12 protein-coding genes are annotated in these 16,274 nt (G+C 47.8%); 4 read left to right on the top strand and 8 right to left on the bottom strand.

Going from position 1 to position 16,274, the window contains the following annotated elements; genetic code table 11:
- Nucleotides 1-136: 136 nt before the first annotated feature.
- Nucleotides 137-1,621, top strand: a complete 1,485-nt coding sequence (locus NG346_RS10710) for a glycoside hydrolase family 10 protein (protein ID WP_262280595.1) — start codon at nucleotides 137-139, stop codon at nucleotides 1,619-1,621.
- Between the two features lie 90 nt (nucleotides 1,622-1,711).
- On the opposite strand, the gene ilvC is transcribed toward NG346_RS10710, so the two are convergent.
- The 6 genes from ilvC to NG346_RS10680 form a co-directional block, all read right to left on the bottom strand.
- Nucleotides 1,712-2,755, bottom strand: coding sequence for a ketol-acid reductoisomerase (ilvC, locus tag NG346_RS10705; RefSeq protein WP_154534994.1), 1,044 nt, complete (start codon nucleotides 2,753-2,755; stop codon nucleotides 1,712-1,714).
- Nucleotides 2,756-2,872: 117 nt separating this feature from the next.
- Nucleotides 2,873-3,649, bottom strand: a complete 777-nt coding sequence (locus NG346_RS10700) for an acyl-[acyl-carrier-protein] thioesterase (RefSeq protein WP_262280594.1) — start codon at nucleotides 3,647-3,649, stop codon at nucleotides 2,873-2,875.
- 2 nt (nucleotides 3,650-3,651) lie between these two features.
- On the bottom strand, nucleotides 3,652-4,179 hold the full coding sequence (ilvN, locus tag NG346_RS10695) for an acetolactate synthase small subunit (protein ID WP_154534996.1): 528 nt from the start codon (nucleotides 4,177-4,179) through the stop codon (nucleotides 3,652-3,654).
- 7 nt (nucleotides 4,180-4,186) lie between these two features.
- Nucleotides 4,187-5,971 carry a biosynthetic-type acetolactate synthase large subunit gene (gene ilvB / locus NG346_RS10690; protein WP_262280593.1) on the bottom strand — a complete coding sequence of 595 codons (1,785 nt, stop codon included), beginning with the start codon at nucleotides 5,969-5,971 and terminating at the stop codon, nucleotides 4,187-4,189.
- A 24-nt stretch (nucleotides 5,972-5,995) separates the two neighbouring features.
- Nucleotides 5,996-7,798: a dihydroxy-acid dehydratase gene (ilvD, locus tag NG346_RS10685; protein ID WP_262280592.1), complete on the bottom strand. Its 1,803-nt coding sequence runs from the start codon at nucleotides 7,796-7,798 to the stop codon at nucleotides 5,996-5,998.
- A 207-nt stretch (nucleotides 7,799-8,005) separates the two neighbouring features.
- Nucleotides 8,006-10,210, bottom strand: coding sequence for a DPP IV N-terminal domain-containing protein (locus NG346_RS10680; protein WP_262280591.1), 2,205 nt, complete (start codon nucleotides 10,208-10,210; stop codon nucleotides 8,006-8,008).
- 140 nt (nucleotides 10,211-10,350) lie between these two features.
- Between NG346_RS10680 and NG346_RS10675 the strand changes: the two genes are divergently transcribed.
- Both NG346_RS10675 and NG346_RS10670 read left to right on the top strand, forming a co-directional pair.
- Nucleotides 10,351-10,590: a hypothetical protein gene (locus NG346_RS10675; protein ID WP_262280590.1), complete on the top strand. Its 240-nt coding sequence runs from the start codon at nucleotides 10,351-10,353 to the stop codon at nucleotides 10,588-10,590.
- Between the two features lie 57 nt (nucleotides 10,591-10,647).
- Nucleotides 10,648-10,794, top strand: a complete 147-nt coding sequence (locus tag NG346_RS10670; protein ID WP_262280589.1) for a hypothetical protein — start codon at nucleotides 10,648-10,650, stop codon at nucleotides 10,792-10,794.
- Between the two features lie 60 nt (nucleotides 10,795-10,854).
- Here NG346_RS10670 and NG346_RS10665 read toward each other — a convergent pair whose 3' ends face one another.
- Nucleotides 10,855-11,577 carry a DUF5932 domain-containing protein gene (locus tag NG346_RS10665; protein WP_262280588.1) on the bottom strand — a complete coding sequence of 241 codons (723 nt, stop codon included), beginning with the start codon at nucleotides 11,575-11,577 and terminating at the stop codon, nucleotides 10,855-10,857.
- The gene (locus NG346_RS10660; protein ID WP_262280587.1) at nucleotides 11,574-14,921 is read right to left on the bottom strand and encodes a sensor histidine kinase; all 3,348 of its coding nucleotides are present in this window, start codon (nucleotides 14,919-14,921) and stop codon (nucleotides 11,574-11,576) included. The genes NG346_RS10665 and NG346_RS10660 overlap by 4 nt, the downstream gene beginning before the upstream one ends.
- Before the next feature lie 226 nt (nucleotides 14,922-15,147).
- Between NG346_RS10660 and NG346_RS10655 the strand changes: the two genes are divergently transcribed.
- The gene (locus tag NG346_RS10655; RefSeq protein WP_262288736.1) at nucleotides 15,148-16,176 is read left to right on the top strand and encodes a LacI family DNA-binding transcriptional regulator; all 1,029 of its coding nucleotides are present in this window, start codon (nucleotides 15,148-15,150) and stop codon (nucleotides 16,174-16,176) included.
- The last annotated feature ends 98 nt before the right edge of the window (nucleotides 16,177-16,274 follow it).

Genomic DNA, 16,274 nt, shown 5'->3' with positions numbered 1-16,274 from the left:
GCTTCATTAACTCTATATATCATAGGGGGAAACCTACCGGTTTCCCCCTTTCTTTTGAAATTTTGTACTAAAAGAATTATCTTTTCAAAGAAAATATGTACATTTGTACTTCAGAACATTCACACTAAACAATTTTATGAGAAAAACGCTATTTTTACTATTCCTTCTTCTACAAGTCATGCTCAGCTATGGACAGAAACGGGAGTTCCGCGGTGCATGGATTCAATGCGTCAACGGACAGTTCAACGGTCTCACACCTGACGAGATGCGCAGTACGCTGACCAAGCAACTCGATGTCCTCCATGCCGACGGTGTGAACGCTATCATCTTTCAGGTGCGTGCTGAATGTGACGCACTCTATGCCAGCAAATACGAACCATGGAGTCGTTTCCTCACGGGCGTGCAGGGCAAAGCACCAAATCCCTATTGGGATCCACTGCAATGGATGATCGAGCAATGCCATAAACGAGGCATGGAATTGCACGCATGGATCAATCCTTATCGAGCCAAGACAAAGACAACGACAGCTCTGGCCTCGAATCATATTGCCATCACACATCCCGAGCGTGTGTTTACTTACGACGGACAATATATCCTCAATCCGGCACTGAAGGAGAACCGGGACTATATCTGCAAGATCGTCGATGACATCGTCAGTCGCTATGATGTAGATGGCATTCACATGGACGACTACTTCTATCCCTACCCCGCTCCCGGTCAGATCATCCCCGACCAACAACTCTACGCCAACAATCCCGGCGGCTTCCGAACCATCGGTGACTGGCGACGAGATAAAGTAAACGTCTTCGTCAAACAGCTTTGTGAGACTATCCATCAGCGTAAGCCATGGGTGAAGTTCGGTGTGTCCCCTTTCGGCATCTACCGCAACAAGAAGAGTGATCCAATGAATGGTTCTGAAACCAACGGCTTACAGAATTATGATGATCTCTACGCTGACGTGCTGCTGTGGGTGAACAATGGATGGGTGGACTACTGCGTGCCCCAACTCTATTGGCAGATTGGCCATCCGGCAGCAGACTATGCCACGCTCATCCGCTGGTGGGATAAGCACGCTGCCAACCGCCCGCTTTTCATCGGCGAGGATGTAGAACGCACCGTAAAATATCCGTCTCAAACCAATCCCAACAGCAATCAGATGCCCGACAAGCACGCACTGCATGAACAGATGCACCATGTTGATGGCACTGTACTGTGGTATGCTAAATTGGTTGCTGACAACTACGGCAACTATGGCAATGTACTACGCAATGCTTATTGGCGCAATTCTGCCTTACCTCCATCCATGCCATTCTTAGACGATAAGAGTCCCAAGAAGCCCCGCAAGGTGAAGCCAGTCTGGACAAGCGACGGTTATATTCTGTTCTGGTCAGCACCCAAAGCTAAGAAATGGGGCGACAAGACAAGCAGATATGTCGTCTATCGCTTTGGAAAAGATGAGAAGGTGAACATAGAGGATGCGTCACATATCATTGCCATCACCGGAGACACGATGTACCGCTTACCATATAATCATGGAAAGGAAAAATTCACCTACGTCGTTACGGCTCTCGACCGAGTTGGAAACGAAAGCAAAGGAAAGAAAGTTAAAATCAAACTGTAGCTTTCCCTATCAGATTGATTGACAAAGCTATAAAAATCCCCATCTTGACAGAATCAAGATGGGGATTATATTTAGTTGCACTAAATCAAATTAGTTGTTCTCAGGACGCAGCTTGCGAACAGTCTCACCAGCACGCCACATCTCCATGTCATGCATAGCCTTCAGCTCTGCATTGAGCTTCTCACGGTAGTCAGGCTTAGAGTTGCTGTCGATAGAGATCTGAGCCTCTTCGCCAGTCTTCACACTCAGATAGAGCCACTCCATCACCGGAGTGATAGCCTCGCGGAAGCGAGGAGCCCAGTCGAGTGCGCCACGCTGTGCTGTAGTAGAGCAGTTAGCATACATCCAGTCCATACCCTTCTCACCGAACAGAGGCATCAAACTCTGTGTCAGCTCCTCAACAGTCTCGTTGAAGGCCTCGGAAGGCGTGTGTCCGTGCTCACGAAGAACATTATATTGAGCCTCAAGCAGACCCTCGATAGCACCCATCAATGCACCACGCTCACCAGTCAGATCGGAAGTAGCCTCACGCTGGAAGGTTGTCTCGAACAGATAGCCAGAGCCGATACCGATACCCATAGCCAGTGTCTTCTCCTTAGCCTTGCCAGAAGCATCCTGATAAACAGCGTAAGAGCAGTTCAGACCGCGACCCTCAAGGAACATAGTACGAAGAGATGTACCAGAACCCTTAGGAGCAACCATGATTACATCGATGTCCTTTGGAGGAACAACACCCGTACGATCCTGCCAGTTGATGGCAAAACCATGAGAGTAATACAATGTCTTACCAGCAGTAAGATGTTTCTTGATTGTTGGCCAAACAGCGATCTGACCAGCGTCAGAAAGCAACATACAGATAACTGTACCCTTCTCTACGGCCTCTTCAACAGAGAACAGTGTCTTACCAGGCACCCAACCGTCGGCCTTAGCCTTCTCGTAGCTGCGGCCCTCACGCTGACCAACGATGACATTGAAGCCATTATCGCGAAGGTTACCTGCCTGACCAGGACCCTGAATACCATAACCAATGACGGCGATCGTCTCATTCTTCAGCACCTCACGTGCCTTATCCAATGTGAACTCTTTGCTTGTCACGACGTTCTCAACGACGCCGCCAAAATTCATCTCTGCCATAATTAATGTGTTTTAATTATAATGTTAGAAATCTATGACTTTCTTGGTTCTTTTATACTCCCCCTCTGTTTTCGAGCGCAAAGGTAATAATTTAAAATATAACCACCAAATATTCTTTCAGATTTTTACAAATTTAATACTACATCTTACTACTTCGCTATCCTCGGCACCTTTCTTCACGATTCTGACGAGGTATTCTTCCTCATTGCCTTCTTCCTTTGTGGCAACCTTTTCCATATAGAAGCAAAGCTCGTCACCAGCATGGCTCTCAGCCACATAGGCAATGTCGAAACGTTTCACCCGATGGTTGCGATACCAATCCAAATCGAACAAATCGAGCACATGCTCGATATATTTGATGGAATTGACGTGTCCGTTGACATCGATGTCATGGTAGTTCATCGTCACTGTTTTCATCAACATGGCATCTTTGCTGATGGCTACTCGCCCCGGCTTGGCTATCGGACAATCAAGATTCGTTTCGATATAGTCCTTGATAAGCCCACCTTGTATCTGAAGAATGTCAACCGGCTGGCGGGTGTCTGTATCGATCATCGCCCAGATGCTTCGCCCATAGCCATAGACCGTCTGATGATCCTGACTTGTGATTGCATAGTTACGACTCGTGAAGAAACGGAAAGCCGCCTCCACCCACGTGGAGATGGCTATCTTGTCGTAAGCTACCGGCATGTCGTTCATCTCCACTGCTAACCGGGAGAGTACCCATGTGCGGTGTCTCGCATTGAGGTAGCTGATGCCGTAGCCACGGCTTTCGCTGTGATAGTCTGAGGCATTGAGCAAATCATTGCTCAAACTGCTCAAGAAGAGATGGTTGCTGAAATCACAGTGGAAAGGTTCCACTGTGAAGGGATATTCACCTACCTTTGACTGCATAGCTACTCCTGACGGTTTAGAAAATCACTAACAGGCTCCTCAAAGCTGCGTGTCACGGCAATGCGGCCCGAACGTGTGTATTGAAGCAAGCAGTTGAAACCATTGAGCACCTTGAAGAGATCAGCGATGTCCTCGGTCAATCCAGTCTGCATCACCGTGGAATAGGTTGGGTTGACCTCCATCATACGGGCATCGTGACGGCGGATGGCACGCGACACCTCAGGATTGTCCAACAACACCGGCGTAGAGATCTTGAAAAGAGCAACCTCGTGGATGAACAACTCGTCATCGGTATAGAAATTGGCCTTGATGATGTCGATCTTCTTTTCCAACTGCTTGGTGATCTTCACAATCTGGTCTTCTGTAGACCAGCAAGTGATCGTGTATTTGTGAATGCCGTCAATGCTGGATGCCGAGACATTCAGGCTCTCGATATTGACTTGACGGCGTGTGAACACTGCCGTCACCTGATTGAGGATGCCGGCAATGTTTTCACTATATACTAATAAGGTATAAAACTTCTGTTCCATAAAGCGATTAAATATCCAAATGCAACTTCATCTCATCCACCGCACTTCCAGGAGTGATCATCGGTGTGACGTTCTCTTCCTCCTTGACAGCGCATTCAAGGATATACGGTCCGTCGGTGGCAAGCATCTTCTCCACTTTTGACTTCAGTTCGTCGTGAGTCAGCACCACATCATAGGGGATGTGATAAGCACTGGCCAACTCCTCGTAATGAGGATTGAGCATGTGTGTGAACGAGCGACGATGGTTGAACATCAGATCCTGCCACTGACGCACGTTGCCAAGATAGTTGTTGTTCAAGAGAATGATCTTCACCGGAGCCTGCTGCTCCATGATCGTTCCGAGTTCCTCTATGCACATTTGGAAGCCACCATCACCGGTGAACAGACAAACTTGACGGTCCGGTGCGCCAAAAGTTGCACCAATAGCGGCTGGCAGTCCAAAGCCCATCGTACCTAAGCCACCACTTGATACGACGCTGCGATGACGATGGAACTTGAAATAGCGACAGGAGAACATCTGGTTCAAACCGACATCGTTTACCAGCACGGCCTCGCCTTTGGTAGCCTCAGCAACGGCATTCACCACCTCACCCATCAGCAGTTCCTTGCCTTGTGGGTGAATAGAAGGTTCAATAACTTCCGCTTTTTCCTTTTCATACAGAGGCTTAAAAGAGTCACGCCACTCTCGGTGAACTGCCTTATTCAAGTATTTCGTGATGGCAGGAAGACTTACCTTGCAGTCACCCACCACAGCTACGTCGGTCTTCACATTCTTGTCGATCTCTGACGGATCAATATCCAGATGGATCACCTTGGCCTGCTTGGCATAGCGGTCGAGACGGCCTGTGACGCGATCAGAGAATCTCATACCGATGGCAATGAGCACGTCGCACTCCTGCTCTTTGATGTTTGGCGCATAATTGCCGTGCATTCCCAGCATACCCATATTCAGAGGGTGATCGGAAGAGAGAGCGGAAAGCCCTAACAAGGTACGTCCTGCAGGGATGTCTGCTTTCTCAAGGAATTCCACCAACTCATCCTGCGCATTGCCCAACTCTACACCATGTCCAACAAGAGCCAATGGCTTCTTGGCATTGTTGATAAGTTCAGCAGCTGCCTTGACAGCCTCTTCATCTATCTTAGGATAAGGGATATAAGAGCGGACACGATCCGTCTTTCCCGGCATCCATTTGGCTTTCTGTATCTGGGCATTACGTGGGAAGTCAAGCACGACAGGACCCGGACGGCCGCTGCGTGCGATGTAGAAAGCACGGTTCACAGCCCACGCGACATCTTCAGCACGACGGATCTGATAGCTCCATTTCGTGATTGGCTGAGCCATGCCTACCAAGTCTACTTCCTGAAAAGCATCTGTGCCCAATGAGCCTACGCCAACCTGTCCGGCGATGACCACGATAGGGATGGAATCCATCATCGCGTCAGCTACACCGGTAAGCGTATTTGTGGCACCAGGACCGGAAGTGACAATCGTCACGCCGACCTCACCACTGACACGCGCATACCCTTCGGCAGCATGAGCAGCACCCTGCTCATGTCGTACGAGGACATGATGGAACCAAGGATCTTTCTTGTGGGTGTAAGTATATAAGGCATCATACACCGGCATGATAGCACCTCCGGGATAACCGAAGATCGTGTGCACGTTCTCCTGATACAATGCCCGCATCAATATCTCTGAGCCGCTGCACTCTTCGCCGATACGCACTCCCGACCAGGGAGCCTCCGGTTCTGTCCAGGCGGCCTGTGTTGTTTGCTTTTGATTCTCGCTCATATTTTGTCTTTGTATTGTTCTCGTTTAGTCAATGATTCTCACGCCACCCTTGTCTGCAGAGCTAACGCTCTGGGCATACGCACGCAGTGCCTTGCTGACAACGCGATGACGCTTCAAAGGCTGCTGCGGACGAGCGTTGAGTTCCTCGTCGCTCAACTTCACATTAAGGCTACGGTTGGGTATGTCAATCTCGATGATATCGCCATCCTTGATCTTACCGATATTACCACCGGCAGCAGCCTCTGGTGAGATATGTCCAATGCTCAGTCCACTCGTACCGCCGGAGAAGCGGCCATCAGTGATCAGTGCGCATTCCTTACCTAAGTGACGGCTCTTGATATATGAGGTAGGATAGAGCATTTCCTGCATACCCGGACCGCCCTTAGGACCTTCGTGGGTAATCACAACGCAGTCGCCGCTCTTCACCTTGCCGCCCAAGATACCCTCACAAGCATCTTCCTGGGAGTCAAAGACTACAGCTGGGCCGGAGAAGTGCCACAGACTCTCGTCGACGCCGGCTGTCTTCACTACACAACCGTCTTGAGCAATGTTTCCGAAGAGCACTGCCAAGCCGCCATCCTTGGTATAGGCATGTTGAAGGTCGCGAATACATCCATTGCTGCGGTCAGTGTCGAGTGACGGCCACTGCGTATTCTGACTACCCATCTTGGTAGAGAACTTACGCCCGGGGGCACTATGATAGATGCGGTCAGCCTCAGGGTCAATTGTAGTACCCGTGATGTCGTATTTCTTCATGGCTTCGTCCAAGGTCATTCCATCCACACGCTTCACGTCAGGACGGATCAAACCACCTTTGTTCAACTCGTTGAGAATGCCAAGGATGCCACCGGCCCGGTTGCATTCCTGTACAGAATACTTCTGAGTATTAGGAGCCAGCTTGCAGATGCAAGGTACTTTACGGGACAACTGATCGATATCATGCATCTTGAAGTCTACCCCGCCCTCTTGAGCAACAGCTAAGAGGTGAAGCACCGTGTTGGTACTGCCGCCCATGGCAATGTCGAGTGTCATGGCATTGAGGAAAGCATCTCTTGTAGCGATGTTACGAGGCAACACACTCTCATCGCCATCCTCGTAATAAGCCAGTGCATTCTTTACGATCTGCCGAGCAGCTTGCTTGAAGAGCTCAATACGATTGACATGTGTGGCGAGAATCGTACCATTACCAGGCAGGGCAAGACCGATGGCCTCTGTCAGCGAGTTCATGGAGTTGGCTGTGAACATTCCCGAGCAGCATCCGCAGCCAGGGCAGGCACATTGCTCTATCTTTTGCAATTCGTCGTCGCTCACCTCTGTGTCAGCACCTTTAATCATTGCTGTGATCAGGTCAGCGTTCTCACCATTCCAACGTCCAGCCTCCATAGGACCACCCGAACAGAATACTGTCGGGATATTAAGGCGCATGGCAGCCATGAGCATGCCCGGTGTGACCTTGTCGCAATTGGAGATGCAGATCATGGCATCCGCCTTATGAGCGTTTACCATATACTCTACTGAGTCGGCAATGATGTCGCGGGATGGCAAAGAGTAGAGCATGCCGTCATGCCCCATGGCAATACCATCATCAATGGCGATGGTGTTGAACTCGGCAGCATAGCACCCCATGCTTTCAATCTCCTGCTTAACAATCTGACCTATATCGTGTAAATGAGTATGTCCTGGTACGAACTGGGTGAACGAGTTGACAACAGCAATGATAGGCTTACCGAACTGTTCCTTCTTCATTCCTGTAGCTACCCAAAGAGCACGGGCTCCAGCCATTCTTCTGCCTTCAGTACAGACTGCACTTCTCAATTGATGCTTCATAAATCTTATTCTTATTGGTATTTTCATGCAAAGATACAACAATTCTTGCAATCTACAACAAAAAAGTCTAATATTTTTAAGAATAGTAAGATTATAAGCGGTAAAAGCCAGAAATAAAAAAAGCTCCAAGGAGAAAAGCTGCTACTTTTTCCTTGGAGCCATAAAGGTTTTTACATCAAGAATACACGCTGATGAAAAGAGGCACGTTTACTTCAAATGCTCTTCAAACCATTGTGCGATTTGACGCAACAGGTGATTGCGGGTATTTCCACCGGAGATACCATGGTTGCGGTTGGTATAATACAACTCTTTGAAATCCTTGTCGGCCTGTACCAAAGCCTCAGCATACTCAAAGGTATTCTGCGGATGAACATTATCATCGGCTGTTCCATGACAGATGAGCAACGCTCCGTGTAGTTTATCAGCACGTGTAATAGCATTGTCGTTGTAGCCATCGGGATTCTCTTTCGGTGTGCGCATATAGCGCTCGGTGTAGATCGTATCGTAATAACGGTAACTTGTCGGAGGGGCCACTGCGACACCAGCCTTGAATACAGGGCGTCCCTCGCTCATACTCATCAGCGTACAGAAGCCACCATAAGACCAGCCCCAAATGCCAATGTTGTCTTTGTCGACATAGGATTGCTTTCCTAACCACAGTGCAGTCTCAACCTGGTCCTTGGCCTCCAAATTGCCTAAATGGAGATAAGTGCACTTCTCAAAGTCTGCGCCACGTCCACCGGTTCCACGGCCGTCCACACAGACGACAATGAAGCCTTGCTGAGCAAGATACTGGTCATAAGCTCCACCCTGTCTCATGGAACCTGCATCCCAGGAATTAATCACCTGCTGGTTGCCCGGTCCACTATATTGGAACATGATTACGGGATATTTCTTATTTGGATCAAAGTTGGCAGGTTTGATCATCCAACCATTGAGTTGAATGCCCTCGGAAGTGGTAAAAGAGAAAGTCTCCTTCTTTGTCCAACCATAGTCGCGGATCTTTTGCTTCAGCACTTGATTATCGAGGTTGGTAGCAATCACCTTACCGCTGTTGCTACAGGTACTATATATATAAGGTGTATCATAGTCGCTCCAACAGTTAACAAAATAACGAAGATCACTGGAGAAGATGGCCGAATTCCAACCCTCATTCTTGGTGAGCCGTTCTGTTTTTCCATCCTTATGGGCTACATAGATCTGCCGGTCCTGAGGATTAAGGGCTGCAGCCTGATAATAGACATCACCCGTCTTATCGTCATAGCCATAAACATCTGTAATATCAAAATTGCCATTTCCAATCTTACGCATCAACTGCCCATTGCTATTATATAGATAGAGATGCATGTAGCCATCGCGGTCGGAGGGCAACAAGATATAATTATTTCCAATGCGGGCAGCTTCTATTGCCTCCTCTTTGACATAACGGGAGATATGATCTGAGAGCAGTAACTGTGCTACCGTGCTGCGGGGATTGACACCATAAAGATTCAGTATATCCTGATGGCGGTTCATCGTATAGACAATGATCCGATTGGGATTGGAGGTAGGAAGAATGCGCGGCATATAACCATCGCTGTCCACAGGCACTTGCAGACGCTGAATACGATGGGACTGAATATCGAAACTCCAAGCGCTGACGGTTGCATTACGCTCACCAGCCTTCGGATACTTGTAAGCATACTCGCCGGGATAGACAGCGTATTCCTTATGCTCAGGATTTAAGCCCTTGAACATCTGTAGACGATACTGCTGCACCGCGCTCTCGTCGTAGCGGAGCCAGCAGAGCATTGTGCCGTCGGCATTGAATGTCAAAGCATGTGAGAAAGCAAACTCCTCTTCGTTGACCCAGTCGGGAATACCATTGATGACATGATTGAAAAGTCCGTCCTTGGTCACCTGACTCTCGCTGTTGTTGTAGAGAAGCTTGACCAAAAAGATGTTGTTATCACGGACAAACGCCACCTTGGTACCATCGGGCGACCATACCGGAGCTTGCTGAGGACCACCATCAGACAAAGGCTCCAACTTACGGGAAGCCATGGTGTAGATATAAAATACAGCTTTGTAGGAACGACGGTAGACTGGCTGAGTTTTGGTACGGATGAGCATTCGCTTGCCATCCGGCGACATGATATAGCCGTCGAAGTTGTCAATCTTAGCACCCTGTGTGTCATCTACATCAAACAACACCGCAGTTTGCTTACCAGTCTTGAAAGAATACTGTATCACCTGCTTCCCATTTTGGGAAATGCTGGCATACTGATCAGTACCCTCTAAGGGATTAATACCTGTCATGCGCTGGGCTGTAAACTCACCTGCCGTCAACGCTTTAAGATCGATGCGCTTTGCAGCCGCACCGGAAAGGGTAAAAGCCATACAAAGGAAAATAAGGAAAACGACTTTTTTCATGTTATAATATTTAATAGCTAAAGAATACGAAATGTATAGAAGTTACAAACATAGAGGACATCACATAGAGCAATAGAAATGGCATCAGCAACGCATGTTGCGAGCAAAGAGCACGACAGACTCCATCAACACCATGCAGCGTGCCACTGACCAAGCCGAAGACGATCGACATGGTGGTCAGCATGAAGCAAATACTTGGAACAATGCTCGCCGAGAAACTGCTGTCTGACAAAGTTCCTGTTACACTAAGAAGCACTGCCTGGGGCGGAACGGTCAGCAACAGTAGACAGCCGATTTGTAAAAAACCGAACGAGCATGCCGTAATCAACGCTAACTTGACACGACGAGGAAGAGCAGAGAATCCTACCTTCACGCTTTGAATGATTGTTGTCAGAAGGTTACTATCTCTCATTCCCCCAAGAGTAAAAGCACACAAGATGAGCCATAGCAAAGGGGCGGAAGCCTCACTCTCTACAAAATCGCCAAAGAACCACCTGATCCCCCGGGCACTCAGCAATGAGATAATTGATGACTGGGGCATGGCGGCAGACAATAGCCATGAAAGGAAGATGAGCAACAACTGAGCCAGAGCCAATCCTATAGAAAATCTATAAATGACTCTGCGCCAATGCCATGATCTCTGCCTATGCTTCATCGGGCTGCAAATTATCTAAATCGAGAATATGCAACTGCAAGGCACGCACTACCAGGCGAGTCGCATTGACACTGGTCCCCTTGTTGTCTGGGAAGAGTCTGCCTACCAATTCATTCTGGCGTTTCTCAAGGCTCTTGACACCAAACGGCATACCCCTCAGTGCTGTAATCTGCTCCTTGGTATATCCCAAGGCTAAGTGACGAAGGAAACGCTCGTCATACTCATCAATATCGTAATCGATCAACGCTTCCTGACGCATCAGATCATTGTTCACACTACGCTTGAACCGATCAACGATCTTCTCCAAGATCGGTTGGTTGAAGACAAGACGTTTGCCATCCATCACACTCGCCACATCACCACGGGTAAGCAATTCGCCACTCTTGAGGATAATACCATCACAGCCGGCATCCAGTGCGTCAACCCATAGCTTCTCATTGAGAATCTCTCCGGTAAAGATCAGCACCTTCACCTCAGGATGAGCCTGTTTGGTTTCCCGACAAAGCTCCACGCCCACAGTGGTCGATCCGCTAAGCCCCAAATCCAGCAAGACAAGATCCGGAAGCTGCTTAGCCATGAGTTTACGGTAGGACACCTCGTCTGGAGCCGTACCAATGATATGGGCTTCGGGAATATCGTTCTTGAATATTCCTTCTGTACCTTTCAACTCCAAAGGCACATCTTCCACAATCACTACATTAAAGTCTTTCATATGCTTGTATGATTATTTTTTATTGCAAACAGACAGCACTTTTTCATCCGACCTGGCATCACAACCTCGATCAGGGTTCCGTCTTTATGAACATGAGCACTTAAGCCACAAGCTCTTTGATTGGTTGCCTCTCCCATTTCACGCACGATCTGACGACATAGCAGGAAACGCACATCAGAAGTATAAGGCGTGAAAAGAGCACGGCAAGCCTCCTCGTCATCGTGACGCTGACTTAACAAGCATTGCATCTTGAGATAGTCACCGTCAAGAGTCTTATTTGTCACTATTGGTGTTTTCTTACCATTGACATCGGTCAGCAGATCAAAGAAATAGTCCACCATCTCGTCGTCCAGCCGGATAGGTGGAACTTGTCTCATGGCCTGCTGAGCCAGTACCACGTAGAGGTCATGATAATAATCGACAACTTCCGCTATGTCGTCAATGCTGTCCGGTGACTCTTGCACCAACTGTCTGATACGTGAGGGATAGTACATCGTCTCATGTTTAAACGCAGAAAGGCAATTGTCAAGTACACTATTGGAGACATGCAAGCGAGCTGTCTCCAAATTCAGTCTTCTAAGATCGTCTTCGGCAAATTCCAGATCGTCAGCCTGCCGGAGTTGCCCTTGCATGGCATCGAGTTCAGCCTGACGCACCGTCTGCACGATGTTTGTCAGCGTGGAGAGCTGCTCTTCACCAAGGTCAAACGAAGCGAAGTCTGCCAAATGGTCTATACCCTGGAGTTTCTGCTCATCAGAAAGATCAGACATAAGCAACTGATTCATTCGCCTAATACGATCAATGCATGACTGGTAGTCGAGTCGATGACGGTAATAGAGGAAATAATAGGCAGGAAGGATAGTCAGAAGCAACAGCACAAGTAGGATGATGGCCACCGTCTTATTGTTTTCACTCCGTTGCATCGTACGTACATAATCCGGCAGACTGCTGTCTGCACTGGCCTGACGGAATAGACGTGTATAGATGCCATTGCTTTTCTCGTAGAGCTTCCATTGATGCAATGCCAATGCCGCCACCGCAGTCTCGTTACTGACATCGAGCAAAATAGCAGTATCGCTTGGCGAGAGTACAGCCCGACAACTGTCGGCAAAGCGCAAAGCCCGTCCATACTCTCCACGGATGTTACAGTAATAAGTACTGTCGGCATAAACAGCAGCCTTACTTTCATTGGCATAGCCTCTACGTGGAACAGAAGGGACAGAGAGGGCCGGCAAGATAGTGGCAAACAACAGCAAGAGCACGGTTAGAGCACGACGGAAGCCATAAGGCAAACGGAAGAATACACGTGTGCCTTTACCAAGTTCGCTTTCCGCCCCAATAGACGCAACACTAAAGATGCGGCTCATCTTCTTGTATTTCTCGATGATGCCATTGCAGTTTTTTAATCCGAAGCCATGCCCACCAGTGTAGGTACGGTCAAAGATATGACTTAGCTTCTCTTTTGTCATACCTGGTCCATTATCCAGGATACTTATCTCAACATAGTCAGGCATACCATTGGCCTCCACTTTCACCACACCACCCTCTTTAGAAAATTTTCGCGCGTTGTCTGCAATCGTGTTGATCATAAACAAAGTGAGCGTCTTGTCAGCTTTCACCTTCAAGTCTGTCGGTTTCACCTGAAGATCAATACCTTTGATACGGAACGATGTACGGGATCTCTCGACCATGTCAAAGAGATCCTGTAAATCGAAGCCCTCGATCTTTAAACTCACATCGCCTTGCCGCATCTGTATCCATTGCGTCAGCACTGAATTGTAGTCGTTGATGCTGTCGGTGATCTCCATAAGATAGTCATAGTTGCGCTTCTTCCAATCAGCATCCCTACCCTTTTGCTGACTGTCTTGTTCTTGCTTCAACTGATGAATGACATACACCATTCGATCAATGAAAGGCAAGATGCTATTGACCAGTTGAACCTTTGCACGTGCATCAAGGTTTCTACGCTTGTATTGTCGTAAGTGCAGTTTGCCGACAGCCAGTTGTTCTTTCATCTCACTGATATTCTCATTCATGAGACGATTGCGCTCCTCATTCTGTTTTTGCCAATTTCTTAGAGGTTCCAACAACGTATCCAGCGAGAAAGCCTCATCACTTCTTCGACGTTTTGCATCGAAGACAAAGAGCAAAATAACGAAGATGAGAATCATCAGCACTACTGCTATAAGCATGACATTGAGCTGCTGGGAGGAATGATTGAGCTGGCTGGCGCGTGCCTCGAGTTGGCGATCCTGCCGAGTTCGTTCTTGTATGTCGAGATAGATATTCCTGTTTCGGTCGCTGTTGGCTTTGTCATCAACAGCAGAATAGACCAATGATAACCGCTCACGTATGGAAGCCACCAGGTCCGGAGCCTGATGCACAGCCTTGATAGACAGAGCTCGCTGAAGACAAATCAAAGCGGAACGGTAGTCATGAATATACCAATAGCATTCCGCTAAAGTGCGGTTGGCGCCTGCTACTTGATACACATCACCGTATGCCGTGAAGATTTGCAGAGCCCGTAAAGCCAGGTTGCCTGCCAAAAGAGAATCTGGCATGTCATCTGTGTTGAGATACTTAAAAGCCGGGACATTGTTGCGCATCAACAAACGACGTATGCTTGGATCCTGCAGATGCTCGCTGATAGATTGTAAAGTCTGAGCTTCCCAAAATGGCATATCGCAACGCTGAGCCAATACATATGCCTGAATCAGGTAGTCAAACTCTGACTGGGCAATATCCTGCTTGGTTCCTCCCGAGATGATACCTCCTGCACCAATATTATAACAATAATTGATGTATTGTGCGGTATCCTGCGCCAACTGATTCCAAGAACTCATGTCTTGAATAGCCTGCGCGGCTTGATGGTTCAACCCGACGTAATAATAGTATGTGGACGTAACGATCTGAAATTCACTTTGTGCGTATAGCAGTCTTTTTTGCTGATGCGGAGACAAGCGATACGACTCTTTCTGAAAGCGCTGTATGCACCGGAGTGCACGCTCATGATAGTCATAAAACTCTTTATTGTAAGATTCACGTTGACACAAACGCATCAACTGCACATCAGAGATAAGAATCTCTATCTGATTGTCAGTAAGTTGAGGTACCTGTTTCAGAAGTTTCCATGCGTCCTTATATCTCATCCTTGCGATGTCGACAAATGCCAAATGATTGTAGGCTTCCGCCGCGCCGTCACCCTGATGGTCAGCAAGTTTCAAGGCCTGTTGCGCATATGACTTCACAGAATCGAGATTGCGGTAATGCCACTCATAAGACAAATCGTTGAGACGATCCACCCGTTCTTGCTCTTTCTCTGAGCAAGAAAAAAATAGGGGCATTAAAATCAGCAATGCCCATGTCTCTAAGCAGTGTTTAGAGAATGTCTTTTTTACTGTGTTCTGCCGACAAATCATGTATACGCATCTCTCTTTGCAAAAATACAATTATTTTCTGAAAAGAAAAAGAAAATACTGAAAATTGAATCTTCACGATAAATTATTTGCTTTCTTAGCCTACTTTCTAAGTTTTTATTGCTATTTTTGCAACAACATATAAATATAGAGCATGACCGAGAGCAAAATTAGAATAAAGGATATTGCAGAGCGCGCAGGAGTGTCGGTGGGAACCGTGGACAGAGTTCTGCACAAGAGGCCCAATGTGTCACCCATCGCAAAGGAAAAGGTTGAGAAGGCTTTGAAGGAAATGAACTACCAGCCTAACATGTATGCCTCTGCATTGGCATACAACAAGACCTACACCTTTCACGTCATCATCCCACAACATGAGCAGATTGCTTATTGGGAGGAGATAGAACAGGGGGTGAAGAATGCTCAGGAGGCTCGTCGTGATTTCCATATCACAGCCGAAATCCACCATTACGAGCGCTTTAATGTCAAGTCATTCAAGGAGACGACCGAAGCCTGCCTGCAAGCCAAGCCTGACGGAGTCGTCATCGTGCCGGCCGATTTGGAAAATACGCGTGCCTTCACAGATCAGCTTCATGCGCAGAATATTCCGTTTGTCATGCTCGACTCATATATGCCTGACCTGAAGCCATTGTCGTTTTTCGGCCAGGACTCTTTTGCCAGCGGATATTTTGCGGCTCGTATGCTGATGCTCATCGCTGCTAACGAGAAACAAATCGTACTGATGAAGTTCACAAAGAACGGTCACGTCGCCAGTAAGCAGCAAGACAACCGTGAAGTGGGGTTCAGGCATTATATGCATGACCACTTCCCTGACACAAAAATCATAGAGTTCGAAGTTCCCTTAGATAGTTCGAGGAGCCTTTATGACAAGCAGATGGAGGCCTTGTTTCAAACCCATCCCGATATACACCACTGCATCACATTGGGATCTAAAGCCCATATTATGGGCGACTTCCTGTTGCGGACTAATCGGCGAGACGTACAGATTATGGGATACGATATGGTAGGCAAAAATGCCGATTGCCTCCGGCGTGGCAGCGTATCCTTTCTCATTGCCCAGCATGCTTTTCTCCAAGGATATTCATGCATTGACACGCTTTTCCAGGCTATCGTTCTTAAGAAAGAGGTCAATCCTATCAATTACTCAAGTTTCGCAAGTGAATGAGCATACGCTCAAGCTGCATTAATATTGTATAGTACGTAGAATTTATGGAACTTCGGATTTTCCTCAACAATGGCAGAGAGCAGCTCCTCGGCGTCAGC

Origin of the sequence: Hallella absiana (assembly GCF_025457485.1) — a bacterium.
Classification (GTDB): domain Bacteria; phylum Bacteroidota; class Bacteroidia; order Bacteroidales; family Bacteroidaceae; genus Prevotella; species Prevotella absiana.
Note: the sequence above shows the minus strand (reverse complement) of the source record. Positions and strands in the feature narration are given on the sequence as shown.

Bases quoted from the DNA above. Each gene is read 5' to 3' on its own strand.
- NG346_RS10710 (WP_262280595.1), top strand. From the start codon at position 137: ATGAGAAAAACGCTATTTTTACTATTCCTTCTTCTACAAGTCATGCTC.
- ilvC (WP_154534994.1), bottom strand. From the start codon at position 2,755: ATGGCAGAGATGAATTTTGGCGGCGTCGTTGAGAACGTCGTGACAAGC.
- NG346_RS10700 (WP_262280594.1), bottom strand. From the start codon at position 3,649: ATGCAGTCAAAGGTAGGTGAATATCCCTTCACAGTGGAACCTTTCCAC.
- ilvN (WP_154534996.1), bottom strand. From the start codon at position 4,179: ATGGAACAGAAGTTTTATACCTTATTAGTATATAGTGAAAACATTGCC.
- ilvB (WP_262280593.1), bottom strand. From the start codon at position 5,971: ATGAGCGAGAATCAAAAGCAAACAACACAGGCCGCCTGGACAGAACCG.
- ilvD (WP_262280592.1), bottom strand. From the start codon at position 7,798: ATGAAGCATCAATTGAGAAGTGCAGTCTGTACTGAAGGCAGAAGAATG.
- NG346_RS10680 (WP_262280591.1), bottom strand. From the start codon at position 10,210: ATGAAAAAAGTCGTTTTCCTTATTTTCCTTTGTATGGCTTTTACCCTT.
- NG346_RS10670 (WP_262280589.1), top strand. From the start codon at position 10,648: ATGAGCCATAGCAAAGGGGCGGAAGCCTCACTCTCTACAAAATCGCCA.
- NG346_RS10665 (WP_262280588.1), bottom strand. From the start codon at position 11,577: ATGAAAGACTTTAATGTAGTGATTGTGGAAGATGTGCCTTTGGAGTTG.
- NG346_RS10660 (WP_262280587.1), bottom strand. From the start codon at position 14,921: ATGCCCCTATTTTTTTCTTGCTCAGAGAAAGAGCAAGAACGGGTGGAT.
- NG346_RS10655 (WP_262288736.1), top strand. From the start codon at position 15,148: ATGACCGAGAGCAAAATTAGAATAAAGGATATTGCAGAGCGCGCAGGA.